Origin of the sequence: Parasedimentitalea denitrificans, from assembly GCF_011813015.1 — a bacterium.
In the GTDB taxonomy this organism is placed as follows: Bacteria; Pseudomonadota; Alphaproteobacteria; order Rhodobacterales; family Rhodobacteraceae; genus Parasedimentitalea; species Parasedimentitalea denitrificans.
Genome location: NZ_QHLQ01000006.1, coordinates 86765 through 103172 on the forward strand (window position 1 = coordinate 86765; position 16408 = coordinate 103172).

17 protein-coding genes are annotated in these 16408 nt (G+C 55.4%); 4 read left to right on the top strand and 13 right to left on the bottom strand.

Annotated elements, in window-relative coordinates:
- Positions 1 to 50 precede the first annotated feature (50 nt).
- From DL239_RS08215 to DL239_RS08235, 5 genes are all read right to left on the bottom strand, one after another.
- A complete protein-coding gene (locus DL239_RS08215) occupies positions 51 to 701 on the bottom strand; it encodes a hypothetical protein (protein WP_167683533.1) in 651 nt (216 codons plus the stop codon).
- 62 nt (positions 702 to 763) lie between these two features.
- A complete protein-coding gene (locus DL239_RS08220; protein WP_206188393.1) occupies positions 764 to 1438 on the bottom strand; it encodes an imm11 family protein in 675 nt (224 codons plus the stop codon).
- A 224-nt stretch (positions 1439 to 1662) separates the two neighbouring features.
- On the bottom strand, positions 1663 to 2352 hold the full coding sequence (locus tag DL239_RS08225; RefSeq protein ID WP_167683535.1) for an imm11 family protein: 690 nt from the start codon (positions 2350 to 2352) through the stop codon (positions 1663 to 1665).
- 1 nt (position 2353) lies between these two features.
- The gene (ppk2, locus tag DL239_RS08230) at positions 2354 to 3214 is read right to left on the bottom strand and encodes a polyphosphate kinase 2 (protein WP_206188401.1); all 861 of its coding nucleotides are present in this window, start codon (positions 3212 to 3214) and stop codon (positions 2354 to 2356) included.
- 190 nt (positions 3215 to 3404) lie between these two features.
- On the bottom strand, positions 3405 to 4991 hold the full coding sequence (locus tag DL239_RS08235; RefSeq protein WP_167683537.1) for a GMC family oxidoreductase: 1587 nt from the start codon (positions 4989 to 4991) through the stop codon (positions 3405 to 3407).
- Positions 4992 to 5183: 192 nt separating this feature from the next.
- Between DL239_RS08235 and DL239_RS08240 the strand changes: the two genes are divergently transcribed.
- Positions 5184 to 6308: a leishmanolysin-related zinc metalloendopeptidase gene (locus DL239_RS08240; protein WP_206188394.1), complete on the top strand. Its 1125-nt coding sequence runs from the start codon at positions 5184 to 5186 to the stop codon at positions 6306 to 6308.
- 11 nt (positions 6309 to 6319) lie between these two features.
- Here DL239_RS08240 and DL239_RS08245 read toward each other — a convergent pair whose 3' ends face one another.
- On the bottom strand, positions 6320 to 6778 hold the full coding sequence (locus DL239_RS08245) for an Lrp/AsnC family transcriptional regulator (RefSeq protein ID WP_167683539.1): 459 nt from the start codon (positions 6776 to 6778) through the stop codon (positions 6320 to 6322).
- A gap of 137 nt (positions 6779 to 6915) precedes the next feature.
- On the opposite strand from DL239_RS08245, the gene ald reads away from it, so the two are divergent.
- Together ald and DL239_RS08255 are read left to right on the top strand one after the other, a co-directional pair.
- Positions 6916 to 8034, top strand: a complete 1119-nt coding sequence (gene ald, locus DL239_RS08250) for an alanine dehydrogenase (protein ID WP_167683540.1) — start codon at positions 6916 to 6918, stop codon at positions 8032 to 8034.
- Between the two features lie 236 nt (positions 8035 to 8270).
- Entirely contained in the window at positions 8271 to 9077 is an 807-nt protein-coding gene (locus DL239_RS08255; RefSeq protein WP_167683541.1) for a mechanosensitive ion channel family protein, read from the top strand.
- A gap of 33 nt (positions 9078 to 9110) precedes the next feature.
- Here DL239_RS08255 and DL239_RS08260 read toward each other — a convergent pair whose 3' ends face one another.
- From DL239_RS08260 to DL239_RS08280, 5 genes are all read right to left on the bottom strand, one after another.
- Positions 9111 to 9578, bottom strand: a complete 468-nt coding sequence (locus DL239_RS08260; RefSeq protein ID WP_167683542.1) for a hypothetical protein — start codon at positions 9576 to 9578, stop codon at positions 9111 to 9113.
- 125 nt (positions 9579 to 9703) lie between these two features.
- Positions 9704 to 10225, bottom strand: coding sequence for a GNAT family N-acetyltransferase (locus DL239_RS08265; protein ID WP_167683543.1), 522 nt, complete (start codon positions 10223 to 10225; stop codon positions 9704 to 9706).
- Positions 10222 to 10671 carry a YtoQ family protein gene (locus DL239_RS08270; RefSeq protein ID WP_167683544.1) on the bottom strand — a complete coding sequence of 150 codons (450 nt, stop codon included), beginning with the start codon at positions 10669 to 10671 and terminating at the stop codon, positions 10222 to 10224. The genes DL239_RS08265 and DL239_RS08270 overlap by 4 nt, the downstream gene beginning before the upstream one ends.
- A gap of 4 nt (positions 10672 to 10675) precedes the next feature.
- Positions 10676 to 11326, bottom strand: coding sequence for a phosphoribosyltransferase (locus DL239_RS08275; protein WP_167683545.1), 651 nt, complete (start codon positions 11324 to 11326; stop codon positions 10676 to 10678).
- A 47-nt stretch (positions 11327 to 11373) separates the two neighbouring features.
- Positions 11374 to 12006 (bottom strand): class I SAM-dependent methyltransferase, encoded by a 633-nt coding sequence (locus DL239_RS08280; protein WP_167683546.1) that lies wholly within the window; start codon positions 12004 to 12006, stop codon positions 11374 to 11376.
- Positions 12007 to 12089: 83 nt separating this feature from the next.
- On the opposite strand from DL239_RS08280, the gene DL239_RS08285 reads away from it, so the two are divergent.
- Positions 12090 to 12980 (top strand): LysR family transcriptional regulator, encoded by an 891-nt coding sequence (locus DL239_RS08285; protein ID WP_167683547.1) that lies wholly within the window; start codon positions 12090 to 12092, stop codon positions 12978 to 12980.
- Positions 12981 to 13138: 158 nt separating this feature from the next.
- Here DL239_RS08285 and pheT read toward each other — a convergent pair whose 3' ends face one another.
- Both pheT and DL239_RS08295 read right to left on the bottom strand, forming a co-directional pair.
- Positions 13139 to 15535 carry a phenylalanine--tRNA ligase subunit beta gene (gene pheT, locus DL239_RS08290; protein WP_167683548.1) on the bottom strand — a complete coding sequence of 799 codons (2397 nt, stop codon included), beginning with the start codon at positions 15533 to 15535 and terminating at the stop codon, positions 13139 to 13141.
- 156 nt (positions 15536 to 15691) lie between these two features.
- Entirely contained in the window at positions 15692 to 16333 is a 642-nt protein-coding gene (locus DL239_RS08295; RefSeq protein ID WP_167683549.1) for a hypothetical protein, read from the bottom strand.
- Positions 16334 to 16408: the final 75 nt, after the last annotated feature.

Below are 16408 nucleotides of genomic sequence, written 5' to 3' on the forward strand. Positions count from 1 at the left end.
TCGTAATCATCTCTGCCAAGCCGGATTGCGATATGTGCCGACAAAACACATCAAGAAGCAAACTCTTGAAAATCAAATAACTTCCCATAACCCGCTTTTACCAAAGCCTTCTTCAACGGATCAGAGAAAAACAACAGGTGGGTCACATGTGCATCCGCCCAGAAATCCAACGATGTGGAGAACCCCGGCGTCTGGGGGTTGGCTATCGCATCCAACTCTAAGCGAAGTCGCCCTTGAATCGTGCCTAACTCAAACAGCGCCGGTTTGATCCAAGCTTGCTCCAATCCCAATTCCCGGTTCACCACCGGACGCTGTTCCCGGGTTATGACATGGTAATAAAACCCGTCATGTTTTTTTGCCTTCCCGGTTTCATCAAACAGCTCCACTCGGTGCAGGATCGTATCGCCGAGGTTGAATTGTTCCATGACCAGTTTTGCTGTCTCATCCACGTATAGCCCGTCAATACTCAGCAATTTCCGCAGTTTGCGTTTGGCGCCGTCAACATCATGAGCAATCTTGATATGTGGAAGTCTGGAAGCATCGAACTTTCGCCCTGCGACCACAGACACAGCAATCTGTTGTCCCATCTCGTGTGGGACTTGGTCTTTCGGGTAGCCATAGTAAAAATGAGACGAAGGTCGTCGCAAAAACTCACTGACCCAAATTTTACCGCCATACTGTTGCCCAATCCTCTTAAGCATCTCAAATCTCTTTCAAAAGAACGCCGGTGTGTTTGCTCAAGCCGATCAGGTTTTTGCGGCTTTTACACTTCCTTCAACTGATACATTGGCGGCGTTTTCAGCCCTGCTTGGTCAATGGCGGCTTTCAAACTGTCCGAGACATAATAATCGAACCCCGAAATGCCGGTCTCCTGCGAGACAAAGCCCCGCCAGATGTGGTGATCGCCAATAACGCTTCGCGACAATGCGATACCATGTGCGTGATCCCCTAAAGGGGCACGCATTTTTGCAATTCGAACCGATTTTTTCCAACTCCCCGGGTCGCTTCTTTCCCGATCCCAAGCGTCCAACGCCGTGAGAACCCGGAGAGTAAAGTACTCGCTGGAATACGTTTCTCCCGAGCGTTGTATGATCTTGATCGGTCGAAACTGATGCCGCCCAGGTTCCAGTTTCTCGATCAACTCACGAAACCGTGCTGTGACGGCAACGCCCAAGCCAAGAAGAACGACATCGCCCAAGGCCTTATATGGTTTTGCCAAGACAAAGCCTTTTGGCAACAAGTCCTCGTCTATGGCCTGCAACCCATGTAGACAATCACGAGTGAAATCGGACTTGAACTGCGAAAAGAACTCATGTGCCGTCGCCCCATCGGCCGACATATCGTTGAAACGTTGTTCAAGATGCTCCCAATAATCAGGCATTTCAGCTTCTGGAAAAAATTTTCCGTAGGTTGAAGGAGTATCAAATCCATAAACCATGCTTTGTCTCCAAAACCCTCTTCTTAATTTCAGTGTTCCAGAACGAACCGGCACTCCTGAGCCTGATACCCGGTCACCCCGTGGGCTTTGAACGCTTCGTGAAGCGCTTCGGATGCAATTGAGCAGAAAGTAACATCCTCCGTGTTTGGGTGGTTTATCCCAGAAAAGTACCAATTATCGCCATCATTCACCTTGTTGAAAATTGTTAATCTAAGTGTTGAATATCAGTGTTCGTCGAAGCGAATCCTAGCTTCGAACCCGGTTAATCCCGCCGCTTGTAATCGCTGCCACAGCTCTTCCGAGAAAAAGGAATGTTGCGTTGACCTCATATCTCTCCAGGCCCCAAATCCTTTGATCCGATCCGCGTAGACCGAAAACTTCGAATAGGAGCCGACCTGAAGTGACGCCAGTTCGCCGCGTGAACTATTCAAACCCACCAACTGCAAATTGCTGTCTTCAGTACGGATCGCATTAATGGGCCTTAGGATGCGCATGAAATAATAGGTCGCCAGCAGCGTTCCATCGTGGCTTTCGACCGCAGTTGGCACAAAGTGATGTACGCCGGGATCAAATTCCTTGACCAAATCGCGAAACGCCTGGCTGACGACAATTCCCACATCGCTACTGTCGTAATCCAGTAGCGTGGAACCTTTCCTGAGAACAAGCCGATCGGGGTAAAACTCCGTCGGCACCCGTGCCCTTAAGTCCTCCCAAATATCGATCTTCGATGCATCCGGTGTAATTCCGGTTTCCTTAGCCTCTGCCACCAAGGCAGAAAGGCCTTCACGACGTACTCGGTTTCGTTCTTTTTCCAGATACTCTAGTAGTGCTTTTGTCATCTCCCAGCCATCATGGTCCGGAGTGCTCAGATTGACATAGTCTTTGTATCCAGTGACCTGAAGCGTAACGCCCACCTCAATACACCTTCGGCACGTACAGCTCATCCGGCAGAACCTGCCGTTCGTAATTCGGGTTATACTCCCGATCCGGCAGGTCCACCTTCTCGCTGGAAACCTCGGTATAGGGGATCTGCGACAGCAAATGTTCGATGCAGTTCAGCCGCTCGCGCTTTTTATCATTACCTTCAACTACATACCACGGCGCCTCGGGGATGTTGGTCCGCGCCAGCATGTCTTCCTTGGCCTTGGTGTATTGCTCCCAACGGATACGGCTTTCCAGATCCATCGGCGACAGCTTCCACTGCTTCATCGGATCGTGGATCCGCATCATAAACCGCAACTGCTGTTCTTCGTCGGTGATCGAGAACCAGTATTTCAGCACGATGGTATTGGACCGCACCAGCATTCGTTCAAATTCGGGAACATCCTTGAAAAAGGTCTCGACCTGATCCTCGTCCGCAAATCCCATCACCCGTTCCACACCGGCCCGGTTGTACCAAGACCGGTCAAACAGCACGATCTCACCGCCCGATGGCAGATAGGGCACATAGCGTTGGAAATACCACTGGCTTTGCTCACGACGGCTGGGCGCTGGCAGCGCCACAACCCGCGCCACGCGAGGGTCCAGTCGCTGAGTGATCCGCTTGATCACACCGCCCTTACCGGCGGCATCGCGACCTTCCATGATCACCAGCACCTTTGACCCGGTTTTCACCACCCAATCCTGCAGCTTGATCAATTCAGCCTGCAACCGCAGCAAATTGCGGAAATAGACACTCCGTTCCAACATCTCGGGATGCTGCGCGCGATAGATCTTGCGCAGCTCCATCGTCAGCATTGGCTCGGCAGTCTCGAACTCGATCGCTTCGTCCAGCATGTCCTGAAGCTCTTCTTCTAGCCAGTCCAGTGTGGTGCTGTCATCTTCACGAGTCACAGATATCTCCTTTGGTAACAAAAACTGCCTACAACGCCCGACGGCGCAACAGTAAATTCAATTCGAAATTGGGCTGTCCCTATAGGGAAACCCCAAATCGCCCGAGGTTCAACCCGAAAGCGGGAATTCCCCGCTATCTGGCCGCTGCAAGGATCATATCTGCGGCCTTTTCCGCAATCATTATGGTCGGCGCATTGGTGTTGCCGCTGGTGATCGTCGGCATCACGCTGGCATCCACCACCCGCAGCCCGGTTACCCCTCGCAGGCGCAGCTCAGGATCCAGCGGTGCCGTAGCGTCAGGCCCCATATGCACGGTACAAGTTGGGTGGAAAATCGTGGTCCCCACATCCCCCGCCGCCTTGACCAGATCCGCCTCAGCGTCCGAGGCAACACCGGGTTTCATCTCTTCAGGCGCATAACGCTGCATTGGCCCCTGTTTGATGATCTGGCGCGCCTGCCGGATCGCTGCCACAGCCACCTGCCTGTCACCCTCGGTCGACAGATAGTTCGGCGCAATGCGCGGCGCATCCTTCGGATCGGCCGAGGTAATCTGCACCGTTCCCCGGCTCTCTGGTCGCAGGTTGCAAATGCTGGCGGTCAGGCCGGGGAAATCATGCAACGGCTGACCAAAGGCCTCCAGTGTCAGAGGCTGCACGTGGTATTCCAGATCAGGCGTTTCCAGGTCAGGCCGAGACCGGGAGAACGCCCCCAACTGGCTTGGCGCCATAGACATCGGCCCGGATCGCTTGAACGCATATTCCATGCCGATCTTGGCCTTACCCCACAGCGAGTTCGCCAAGGTATTCAGCGTCTTTGCCCCGGTTAGCCGCCAAGCACAACGCAGTTGCAAATGGTCCTGCAGGTTGCCGCCAATCGCAGGCATGTCCCGCAACACTTCAACCCCATGCTCTTGCAGCAATTCTGCTGGCCCCAACCCGGATAGTTGCAAGATCTGCGGCGAATTCACCGCCCCAGCCGAGAGGATCACCTCGCCCTTGGCACGGGCCTGTTTCACCTGCCCGCCCTGTTCATACTCAACCCCAACGGCGCGGCCCTGTTCGATCACAATCCGGCGTGTATGCGCCTGTGTCTCGACCTTCAGGTTCTCACCCGTCGTGGTGCGCAAGAACGCCTTGGCCGTGTTCATCCGCCAGCCGCCACGTTGGTTCACACGGAAATAGCCAACGCCTTCGTTATTGCCGGTGTTGAAATCAGTGACATGTGGCAGCCCCCATGCCTGCGCCGCCTCGGACCAGTGATCCAGCACGTCCCAGTGCAGGCGCTGGTTCTCGACCCGCCATTCACCGCCTTCCCCGTGCATCTCGGATGGGCCTTCGACGTAATCCTCGGATTTCTTGAAATAGGGCAGCACATCGTCCCAGCCCCAACCTGGATTGCCCCGTTGACGCCAACCATCATAATCCGCCGCTTGTCCGCGCAGGTACAGCATCCCGTTGATCGACGAACACCCGCCCAGCACCTTACCACGTGGATAAATCAACGACCGGCCGTTCAACCCAGGCTCCTCGGCCGTCTTGTACATCCAGTCAGTGCGCGGATTGCCGATGCAGTACAGATAGCCCATCGGGATATGCACCCAGTGGTAGTTATCCTTGCCGCCGGCCTCTAGCAGCAGCACCCGGTGGCCCGCCTCGCTCAGCCGTTTGGCCAGCACACAACCCGCGCTCCCCGCGCCCACAACGATATAGTCCCAGTCCATGCCTGCCTCCGCCATTTTTCAGCATCAGAGCACATCCATTAACAAGACAACAGATGCAGTTTTGCAGTGACCAACCCAATTTCATAACCTGCGATGCTTCGGCGGCGTTTTCTTGGCCGCCCTTACGATCAGGCTACATTGAATGGTGAATGTTACACCCTGTGCCGCGCTCAATATGGCTGAAAGGCGATCATGCAAATTTCGACATTTTTCCCTGGTGACCTTGGCTTACAATCCTTGAAAGACCTTAACTCAGTCTCCTCGGCAGAGCCTGACCCGCAACTGGATAATGCTGAGCATTTTGTCTTTTCCCAACAGGAAGACGCGCCTCATCCCGCCACGAACCAACCCCACAACAACGCGTACTTAGACGCCACATTGCAAAGCGATGTCTCCGCGTTATCCGACGACTTGATTTTTGCGCTGTCCAATGGAAACCGCACAGGTCAACAAACTGAAACATTGCCCGACAACTGGGCCAACGCCAAGCCGGAGGGTGTAGGTGGCGGCAACGGAAATGGGAACGGTAACAACGGCGGCGGCGATGGGGATGGCGATACCGGTGTTCTGGACCGCTATGTCAGCGGTGGCAGCGCCAAGAAGAGTTTCAACGTCGAAGTCGAGTTCTCAGGCACATGGACAGCTGACTTGCAGGGGGCCTTTATCGAGGCCGCAGACTATCTCAGCAGTATTATCCTTGGCGATATTACCGACATCCGACGCGGCCCCTACGCCACCGACGACATCACCATATCGGCCGCATTGATTGAAATTGACGGCCCTGGCATAATTTTAGGCCAGGCAGGCCCAACTGTGTATCGCACAGCAAACTATCTGCCAGCTGCCGGGATCATGGAGTTTGATATTGCCGATGCAGCAACTTTTGCAAGCCAAGGACAGTGGACTGCCATTGTCCTGCACGAAATGATGCACACCCTGGGATTTGGCACCATGTGGGACCTAATGGGGCTGACTTCCGGGTCAGTCAGCGGCGGCGACATGCGTTTTACCGGCGCACTCGCCACCTCGTATTACAACACAGAACTGATAGCCGAGGCCGCATCAGACAACGGCTCAGCCAATGGGGTACCTATCGAAACTGACGGCAGCCCCGGCACTGCTGGGGGCCACTGGGACGAAGACTTATTTAACAACGAGATCATGACAGGATACATTGATAACCCAAACTACATGTCCAACATGACAATCGCCGCACTCGAGGACATGGGGTACGACACCGTCATTGACGACCCCAACGCCCCTAACGATGCCTTTGGCCCGATCCCGGCAGATACATTGCTGGATCTCTTTGCCTAACGACCACGACCTTAAACAGGCAACGCCGTGGTCTTGAATACCGTCCTCAGTGCAAACGAGCTTTGCATCTGCGCCACTCCGGGCAACCGCGCCAAATACTGGCGGTGGATTCGGGCAAAATCATCTGTGTTTTCAGACACCACCTTTAACAGATAGTCCGCAGTCCCTGCCATCAGGTGGCACTCCAGCACATCCGGAATACGCGACACCGCCTTCTCGAACGCATCCAGCACCTCATCGGCTTGACCAGACAGTGTAATCTCGACAAACACTGTGCTGGGTACCTGCATTTTCCGGGCATCCAGCAACGCCACATAATCACGAATGTATCCATCACTTTCCAATCGCTGCACCCGCCGATGACAGGCCGAGGCTGACAGATTCACCCGTTCACTCAGGTCGGCGTTGGAAATTCGCCCCTGCTTTTGCAACATTGTTAAAATCCGGCGATCCGTCTGATCAAGTGACATTTTAGCGAAGATCCTTGCATGAACATCCCCTTATAAGCGAAGAATCTTCGAATGATAGGTTTTTATTTTGCCCAAAAAAGCAGCATTTTCTGTTATACTCCTCCTAATATCAGGGCAAGTTTTTGGAGGAAAGACTCATGAAAATCGGCTGCCCCACAGAGATTAAACCACAAGAATTCCGCGTAGGTATGACACCTGACGCCGCCCGCGAAGCGGTCAACCATGGCCACGACGTCGTTATTCAGGAAGGCGCCGGCTTGGGCTCGGGCTTCCCTGACACAGATTACATTGAAGCTGGCGCAACAATCATCGCCACTGCCGAAGAAATCTTTGCCACTGCGGACATGATCGTAAAGGTCAAGGAACCGCAGGCTGTCGAGCGCAAAATGCTGCGCCCAGACCAGCTGTTGTTCACATACCTGCACCTGGCCCCAGATCCAGAGCAGACACACGATCTGCTGGCAAGCGGCTGTACTGCGATTGCCTATGAAACAGTGACCGATGACCGTGGCGGGTTGCCTCTGCTGGCGCCAATGTCAGAAGTTGCCGGTCGTCTGGCTCCACAGGTTGGTGCTTGGACCCTGCAAAAGGCCAACGGCGGCCGCGGCGTTCTGATGGGCGGCGTTCCTGGTGTTGCCCCGGCCAAGGTCGTCGTCATCGGTGGCGGTGTTGTTGGCACCCACGCAGCCAAGGTTGCTGCTGGCATGGGCGCAGATGTCACTGTTCTGGACCGTTCCCTGAACCGTCTGAAGTACCTCGACGACGTATTTGGCCGTGACTTCAAAAACCAGTACGCTACCGCAGGTGCTACACTGGATCTGGTCCGTCAGGCCGACATGGTAATCGGTGCGGTTCTGATCCCAGGTGCGGCTGCACCAAAACTGATCACCCGCACACAGCTGTCAGAAATGAAGCCCGGCGCAGCCATCGTTGACGTAGCCATCGACCAAGGCGGTTGTTTTGAAACCTCCAAGGCGACCACACACGGCGACCCAATCTATGATGTCGACGGCATCATGCACTACTGTGTTGCTAACATGCCGGGTGCCGTTGCACGCACCTCGACCATCGCCTTGGGCAACGCCACCATGCCGTTCATGCTGGCCTTGGCCAACAAAGGCTGGCGTCAGGCCTGTGCCGACGATGCGCACCTGCTGAACGGGTTGAACGTGCACGCTGGTCAGCTGACATACTACGCTGTGGGCAAAGCACTGGGCATTGATGTTGTGTCACCCAGCATCGCAGTCAAACAGTAAACAATCAAAATCCATTACCCGGCCCCCGCTTGATCCAAGCGGGGGCCGTTTCTTTTACAACATTCTCGCGACATCACTTTGCAACGCGCAATCACGACCGAAATGGGCCAACAAAGATCGTCATCCGAACAACGGTCTCTGAAAATTAGCTAAAATTACCTTTACCGATTAAAAAGCCTGCATTAGGGAGCGCGGATGCTTCCAAGCACCTAAAATTGATAGACGGAGAGATTTCGATGGAAGATTTAGTAGAACAGGGTTTCGCATATTGGCCCATGGTATTGAACGCCGTTAAGGCCCTTGTCGTCCTAATCGTTGGTTGGATGGCTGCCGGCATGATTTCAGGCGCTATTCGCAAACGCATCAACGCGACCCCTGAAATTGACCCCACCCTAGGGAATTTCGTCGCCAGCATGATCCGCTGGGCGTTGATTGCTGTTGTTCTGATCGCAGTTCTTGGCCTGTTCGGTATCGAGGCTACCAGCCTTGTCGCCATGATGGGCGCTGCCACTCTGGCTATCGGTCTTGCTCTACAGGGCACGCTGAGTGATCTAGCTGCTGGCTTTATGCTGGTTCTGTTTCGCCCATATAAGCTGGGTCAGTTTGTCGACATCGGCGGTACGTCCGGCACCGTCAAAGATCTGAACCTGTTCGTCACAGAACTGGCGACTCCTGACAACGTGCAAATCATCATTCCCAATGGTCAGGCCTGGGGTTCGGTCATCACCAACTTCTCTCACCACGAAACGCGCCGTGTAGATATGGTGTTCGGCATTGATTACGGTGATGACGCCAACAAAGCCAAGGAGATCATCCTAAAGCAAGTTGCCGCTGATACACGAGTCCTCAAAGATCCAGAGCCTTGGGTACGTGTTACCAATTTGGGCGATAGTTCCGTCGACCTGACGACACGAATCTGGTGTGACGCTGCTGACTACTGGGAACTGAAATTTGCCATCACACTGGCCGTCAAAGAAGCCTTTGACGCCGAAGGCATCTCGATCCCATATCCGCACTCTGTGGAAATCCAGAAACAAGCCTAAAGCAAAGCGCCCTCGCCACAGTGTGGGGGCGTACTACAACTTGCCTTGTTGGCCGCTTGGCAGCTCGCCAAACTCAACCATGGCACCGGTCTCATCAGTAAACGACCACTGCGCCACCAGGAACTGATAGCTGCGGGTTTCCCACCCAGACATATCGCGCAGGAAATGCGGCCGCCACGTTCCCTCGACATGAACCGGGAAACGGATGTTGTCGATATTGATCTGCTGCTGATTTCTGCTTGCGTCACGGACAGCATTTGAAAACGTCCGCTCCAGACACATTTCAAGCGGCGCAGTTTCCACCGCCCGACGGCCGGCAAAGATCACATCAATCTGGGTGTCTTTCTGAAAGAACCCTTTGATCACCAAATCACCACGACTAGAGCGCGCCTTGTGCGGAACCAACTCGATATCAAACGGCACAACACCCTTTTTGAAAAGACCGGAATCCTCTCTGACTGGGGTGATCGATGTGGCTGGGGCACGGCGATTCTGTATCAAGTATTCAGCTCCGGGTCATAGTAGGGCCGCCTCACCCTAAGGGAGGCAGACGTTCATTAGACGCACAGAATACCCCAATCCCAGTTAAGGAACGGTTGATCAGGCGCCAATGCTGGCGCCCAACTTCACTTTACCCGATGCATAACCAGGGTTGGCAGGCCGTTAAAATCAGCCTCCCCGCTAACTTCATAGCCAATTTTTCGCGCCACATTATGAGAGGCAGTATGGTCCGGGTCAAAGATACATGCCGTCTTTGGCCAGTCCCGCTCCGCATCCGCCCATTGATGAATTCGCGCCACCGCTTCGGTCGCCAGCCCACGCCCATGAGCCGCTGTTGCAATCACCCAACCGGCTTCTGGCACGCCATCCAACGAAGGCGTCATATCCCGCTTGAAGTCGGCAAACCCGACCTCGCCCAGAAACTCTCCGGTTTCCTTGTCGGTGACCGCCCAATAGCCAAACCCAAGCGCCTGCCAATGCCCAATGTAGCGCAGCAAGCGAGACCACGAATCTGAAGCGGTTGAAGGCTTTCCGGTGATAAACTCCACGACCTTCGGATCCGCCCACATCGCGGCCACATCGTCAAAATCCTCCACCCGATGCGGGCGGAGGATCAGACGTTCAGTCTCTAATATTGGCGCGCTCATGCTGGCAGTTTACCACTCAGCACATAGGTCAGGATCTCAACCACCTGACGGGGCTCCTCGGCCACGGCCAGCGCTGCAGCGTGAACCTCTTTCAACGCATGCTGATGCTCGGGTGGGTTCAACACGATGATCGACTTACCCAGTGCTGCGGCATAGCCAGCGTCAAAGGCAGCATTCCACTGTTTGTATTTTTCACCAAAGCGCACCACCACCACATCTGCATCCTCAATGCCCTTGCGTGTGCGAATGGCATTGACCATCGCGCCCTTGTGGTCGTGCCAGTATTTGTTGCTCTCGGCCCCCAGAATAGCCACGCCGCAGTCATCGCTTGAATCGTGGTCGGTGACAGGGCTGTTGAACGTGACATCCAGTGATGCCGCGCCCTCAGTGATCTGTTCGCGCCAGTCAGAGTGGATCTCACCCGAAAGATAAACATTCAATGTCATGTATTTAGCCCCTTGTTGTATCTGGCCCGTTGGCCTCTGCTAGCAGGACTGCAACCTCGCTGTCGTCAACCTGCCGAAAATCTCTGTAATGCGCGCCAACCGACCAAAGTGGCTTTGGACGAAGCAGGCAGATCACAGTATCCACCAGCTCGGACAATTCGTCCACCACCTCTGGTGCCGCCACCGGCACCGCCAGGACAATCCGTTCGGGCGCGCGCGATTTCAAACCCACCAGCGCGGCGCGTACCGTCGCGCCGGTGGCAATGCCGTCATCGACGACGACGGCAGTACGGCCCGTTAGATCAACGGCCTCTCGCGCGCCCAGATACATCTCTCGGCGCTTGGCAATTTCAGCCCGTTTACTCTCCAGCGTCGCATCAAAGTCGGTCATTGCCAGCTTTAGCGCCGCAATCAGTGACTTGTTGAATACCGGCGCGGCACCCTCGACCACGGCCCCTGCCGCCAATTCAGGATTGCCCGGCATGCCGATCTTGCGCACCAAGATCAGATCCAGCGGGGCCTGCAGCGCCTTGGCGATCGGCACAGCCACCGGAACGCCCCCACGCGGCAACGCCAATACCACCGGCTTGACCAGTGGTATTTCTAACAACCTCTGCGCCAGTTCCTCACCAGCGGATGTGCGGTCTTCAAACATGTCTCCCCCGCCCTGCGACCTAGCGCAAAGCGGGCAAAGATCACCAGTCAGAGACGCCGTGCGACAACAAAGTGACTAGGTGGTTTGGCCGGGTAGTCGCCAGTCTCGATGATCTCAAAACCCGCGTCTGTGATTTGGCGTTCGAAATCATCCATCCGCCGAAAGGCAACAAACGGTGCCTTGCCCATCATCTGCATCAGCGGAACAACCATCCGCAACAAACGGAACTTCCAGCTGGCGCCATTCTCTGGTTCGCAAATGCTCTTGGAAATGAACAACCCGCCGGGTTTTACCAACGCCTGGACGCGGCTCAGCGCACCATCCAGATCCTCAACCAGATGCAGCAGGTTAAACGCCAGAACCACATCAAACGGTCCATCCGGCGCACCCGCAATATCACAAACCGCAAACTCAAGGTTCGAGGCCCCGGCGTCCCAAACCTTTTCGCGCGCGATGTCGATCATTGCCGAAGACCCATCGCTCACCGTGTAACGCGCCACCGACCCCGCCAGATGTAGCGCCGTGGTGCCGGTCCCTGCCCCCAGTTCCAGCGCGTTATCGTCCGCCTTTAGATAGGATCGTGTCCGCGCCAACGTGATCTCATAGGCCTCGGGATCACCGATCTTGGATTTCGCGTATTTGGCCGCGGCATTGTCCCAGAACTGAGCACTCTGTTGCATGACTGTCTCCTTTGGGCGGAAACTACCCCTTAATCATCCATACGGGAATTGCCGAAAATCGCAGGTTGCTTATACATTATTGTATGAGCATCCTTCCGAATGACCTGAACTGGAACCACCTGCGCGCCTTTCTGACCACGGCTGATGCAGGGTCCCTGTCGGCAGCCGCCCTTCAACTGGGCCAGACGCAACCCACCCTCAGCCGTCAGGTCGCCGCACTAGAGGCTGAGCTGGACATGCTGCTGTTCGAACGTATCGGCAAGCAGCTGGAAGTGACACAAGCCGGGTTGGACCTGCTGGAACACCTGCGCCCGATGCAAGCGGCGGCAGAACAGGTCGCGCTCACCGCTTCCGGCCAATCGCAAAGCATCGCTGGACAGGTCAAAATCACCGCCAGCGATGTCTTCTCGGCCCACCGCCTACCCGACGTGGTGCATGTACTGCGGCACAAGGCACCTGACCTACAGGTCGAGATCATCGCCGCCAATGATATCCGGGATTTGATGCGCCGCGAGGCAGACATTGCCATTCGCCACGTGCAGCCGGAACAACCTGATCTGATTGCCCGAAAACTGAACGACCTGCCCGCCCATTTCTACGCCAGTCATGACTATCTGGCCCAACATGGCACACCATTGACGCTGGCAGACATGTCCCGGCACGATCTTATCAGCTTTGGCTCTGCTGAACGAATGATCGAGGCCCTTGCCCCGCTGGGTATGTCCGTAACAGAACGGAATTTCCCCTGCGGCTCGGAAAGCGGATTGGTTGGCTGGGAACTGGCGAAACGGGGCCTTGGCATCATCCCGATGAGCACCATTCTTGGCGATAAAAGCCCCGAGATGGTGCGGGTCCTGCCCGATGCAGAGCCGTTTATGATCCCGATCTGGCTGGTCACTCACCGCGAGCTGCACAGCAGCCGCAGTATCCGGTTGGTATTTGATACACTGGCTGAGTTCTTGTCAGAAAACTGAACCAAAGCCCGGCAACGCCGGGCCGCGCCTGACCTTCCCCACGGGAAGGCGCTTTGCACCTCCCCAAGGTCAGGCGCGGCCCTTTTGTGGATAGACATTACCAATACAAAAAACGCGCCCCAATGGGACGCGCTCTCTATTCTCAGCTCAGGCTTAGATTACCCGCGCAACGTACCGCCGGTTGCCTTGGTCACCTTGGCCACGATCTTCTCGCTCACTGCCTCAATTTCCTTTTCCTTCAGCGTCTTGTCCTTGGGTTGCAGACGTACAGTGATCGCCAGCGATTTCTTGCCCTCGCCCAAGCTACCACCGATGAATTCATCGAACACACGCACATTGGTGATCAGCGCCTTGTCGGCTCCACCTGCAGCATTGACCAATGTCAGCGCCTCAACGCTGTCATCCACCACAAAGGCAAAGTCACGCTCAACCGCCTGCAGATCACTCTGGTTCAATGCGCCACGCGATGCACCAGTTTTGCGCGGCATCGGGATCTCATCCGGCCAGATGGTGAATGCAACTGCATCACCCTTGATACCCATTTCTGACAGCACCTTGGGGTGCACCTCGCCAAAGATGCCCATGACCTTTTTCGGGCCCAGGCAAATCTTGCCGTGGCGACCCGGATGCCAACAGTTATCTGCACCGCGCAGGATCTGTACCTTGGCAGGTGCACCGATCGCCGCCAGTACCGCTTCGATATCCGCCTTAGCATCAAACACATCCACAGCACGGGATTCACCATGCACGTCTTTGGGGCCATTACGGCCAACCAGCAACCCGGTGATCAGATTGTGCTGCTCACCCGGCTCGCCACCGTGGAAGGCAGGGCCAACTTCGAACAGGGCCAGATCGGTGTATCCACGCGCCTGATTGCGCGCCGCAGCCTGCAACAGGCCAGGCAACAGCGCCGGACGCAGATGCGACATCTCGGACGAAATCGGGTTCGCCAGCATGGTGGCGTCGGTGCCTCCGCCAAACAACTCAGCCGAAGGCTGGTCGATGAAGGTGTAGCTGACAACCTCGTTATAACCCAGCGCAGCACAGGTACGGCGTGCCATCTGCTGGCGGCGCTGCTGCGGTGTCATCACCGGCTTGGGAATACCATCGGTGATACGCGGCAATGGCTTGCCTTCCAGCTTGGTCAGCGATGCAATCCGCGCCACTTCCTCGACCAGATCAGCCGAGCCCTGTACGTCAGGGCGCCAGCTGGGCACATGTGCCAAGTTGCCCTCTAGGCGAAAGCCAAGACGGGTCAATGTCTGACGCTGCTCGGATTCAGGAATATCCATGCCCACCAGCGACTGCACCCGCGCCGCATCCAGCGTGTAGGACCGCGCATGGTTTGGCACGTCGCCAGCAACCACAACCTCGGACGCCTCACCGCCACACAGATCCAAGATCATCTGCGTCGCCAGCTCCAGCCCTTCCATGGTGAACTCGGGGTCTACACCACGTTCAAACCGATAGCGCGCATCCGAGTTGATTTTCAGTGCACGACCGGTCAGGGCAATCTGCACATGATCCCAGAACGCGCTTTCCAGAAACACGTCAACCGTGTCCTCGGTACAGCCGGTCTCTAGACCACCCATAATACCGGCAACACTCTCGGGGCCGTTGTTATCCGAAATCACCATCTGACCGGCAGAGAAGGTGTATTCCTTGTCGTCCAGCGCCATCAGCGTCTCGCCGCCTGTCGCGCGGTGCACCCGCAGATCGCCCTGCACCTTGGCCGCATCAAAAACGTGCAGCGGACGGTTCTGGTCGTAGGTAAAGAAGTTGGTGATATCCACCAGTTTCGAGATCGGACGCAGGCCAATCGCAGTCAAACGGTCCTGCAACCACTGCGGGCTGGGGCCGTTCTGCACACCCTTGATCAGACGACCGGTGAACAGCGGGCAGCCGTCCAGCGTGTCTTCGTCGATGGTGACGTTGATCGGGCTGGCAAAGCTGCCTTCGACCGGCGCGTAATCCTTGGTCTTCAGAGTGCCCAGACCACGGGCGGCCAGATCGCGGGCAATACCGTAGATCCCCAGCGCATCTGGGCGGTTCGGCGTGATCGCAATCTCGATCACCGTATCCACCTTGGACGGGTCATTTTCAGCCAGCCAGTCGATGAACTTGTCACCCACCGCACCCGAAGGCAGCTCAATGATACCGTCGTGCTCGTCTGACAGCTCCAGCTCACGCTCGGAGGCCATCATGCCATAGGATTCGACACCACGGATTTTGCCGACGCCGATGGTGATATCGAGGCCCGGAATATACATGCCCGGCTTACAGACCACCACAGTGATACCTTCACGGGCATTGGGCGCGCCACAGATGATCTGCATCTCGCCCTCATCCGTATCGACCTTGCACACTCGCAGCTTGTCGGCGTCGGGGTGTTTTTCAGCGTGTTTGACATAGCCCAGGGTAAAATCCTTGAGCCGCTCAGCCGGGTTGCTGATCTCTTCGACTTCCAGACCCAGATCGGTCAGAGTCTCGGCGATTTCGTCCACTGATGCGTCAGTGTCGAGGTGATCTTTCAGCCAGGAAAGAGTGAATTTCATCGGTCAAGGATCCCTTGGCAAGCCATACGTGTTACCCGCAGGCAATGGCAAAGATTGCGCCGGGGTGCAAGACTTGGTCGCGGTGCGGGGCAAGGATAGCCGGGAATGCGGCTTAAAAGCTTGTTTCGTTGCCCGATGGAACCATGCCATCTGAATTTACTTGTTAGCCTCCAGTCTGGAGATTGGGTTCAACTGTTCTTCGATAGTTTTAACCGACGAGCTAATCTTCTGACCCAATTCGTCCTCCTTAGAAAGACTTCCGTACAGGTCACGCTTAAGCTTCATCTTGTGATTTCGATCTTCCTGCGAACGCTCTGAATTTTCACTACGAGCATAATCCGCTAACAGTTCAATTGATATCGCAACTCGATTTCTGACTTTGAATAGCTCCTCTACGGCCTGGTCAACATTCTCATTTCCTATGACTGCTCGAACTCGAATTTGTGCGTTTCGTAGGTCTTTGAACAATTCGTTGTATTTCGCGATCCGTTCATATCGACGCTGATAAGGGTAGATTCTGTCGCCGATTTTATCCTTCGGAATAGAATCCATAGGATTACGTATGTCACGCAAAGCATCATCAGCATTATGTGCCAGAGCGACCAATTCCTCAGCAACGGTGGAGCGCCGAAGCTCACGAGCTTCCGTCCGCCACAGGCTCAACTGACGAAAAGCAGCAATGACGCTAATTCCAATCACAAAAGTACCCAAATCACCTAAGACAGATGCTACAGGTCCAACCCACCCAAAATCCCGACAAACATTCTCACAAACCGTCATCACTTCAACAGAAGCCATTCCCTCAATCCCTCAAACCAAATGCAATTTTGAGGAGAGCATAGCGCTCACAGCAAGGTAGACGCAATCGCCCCA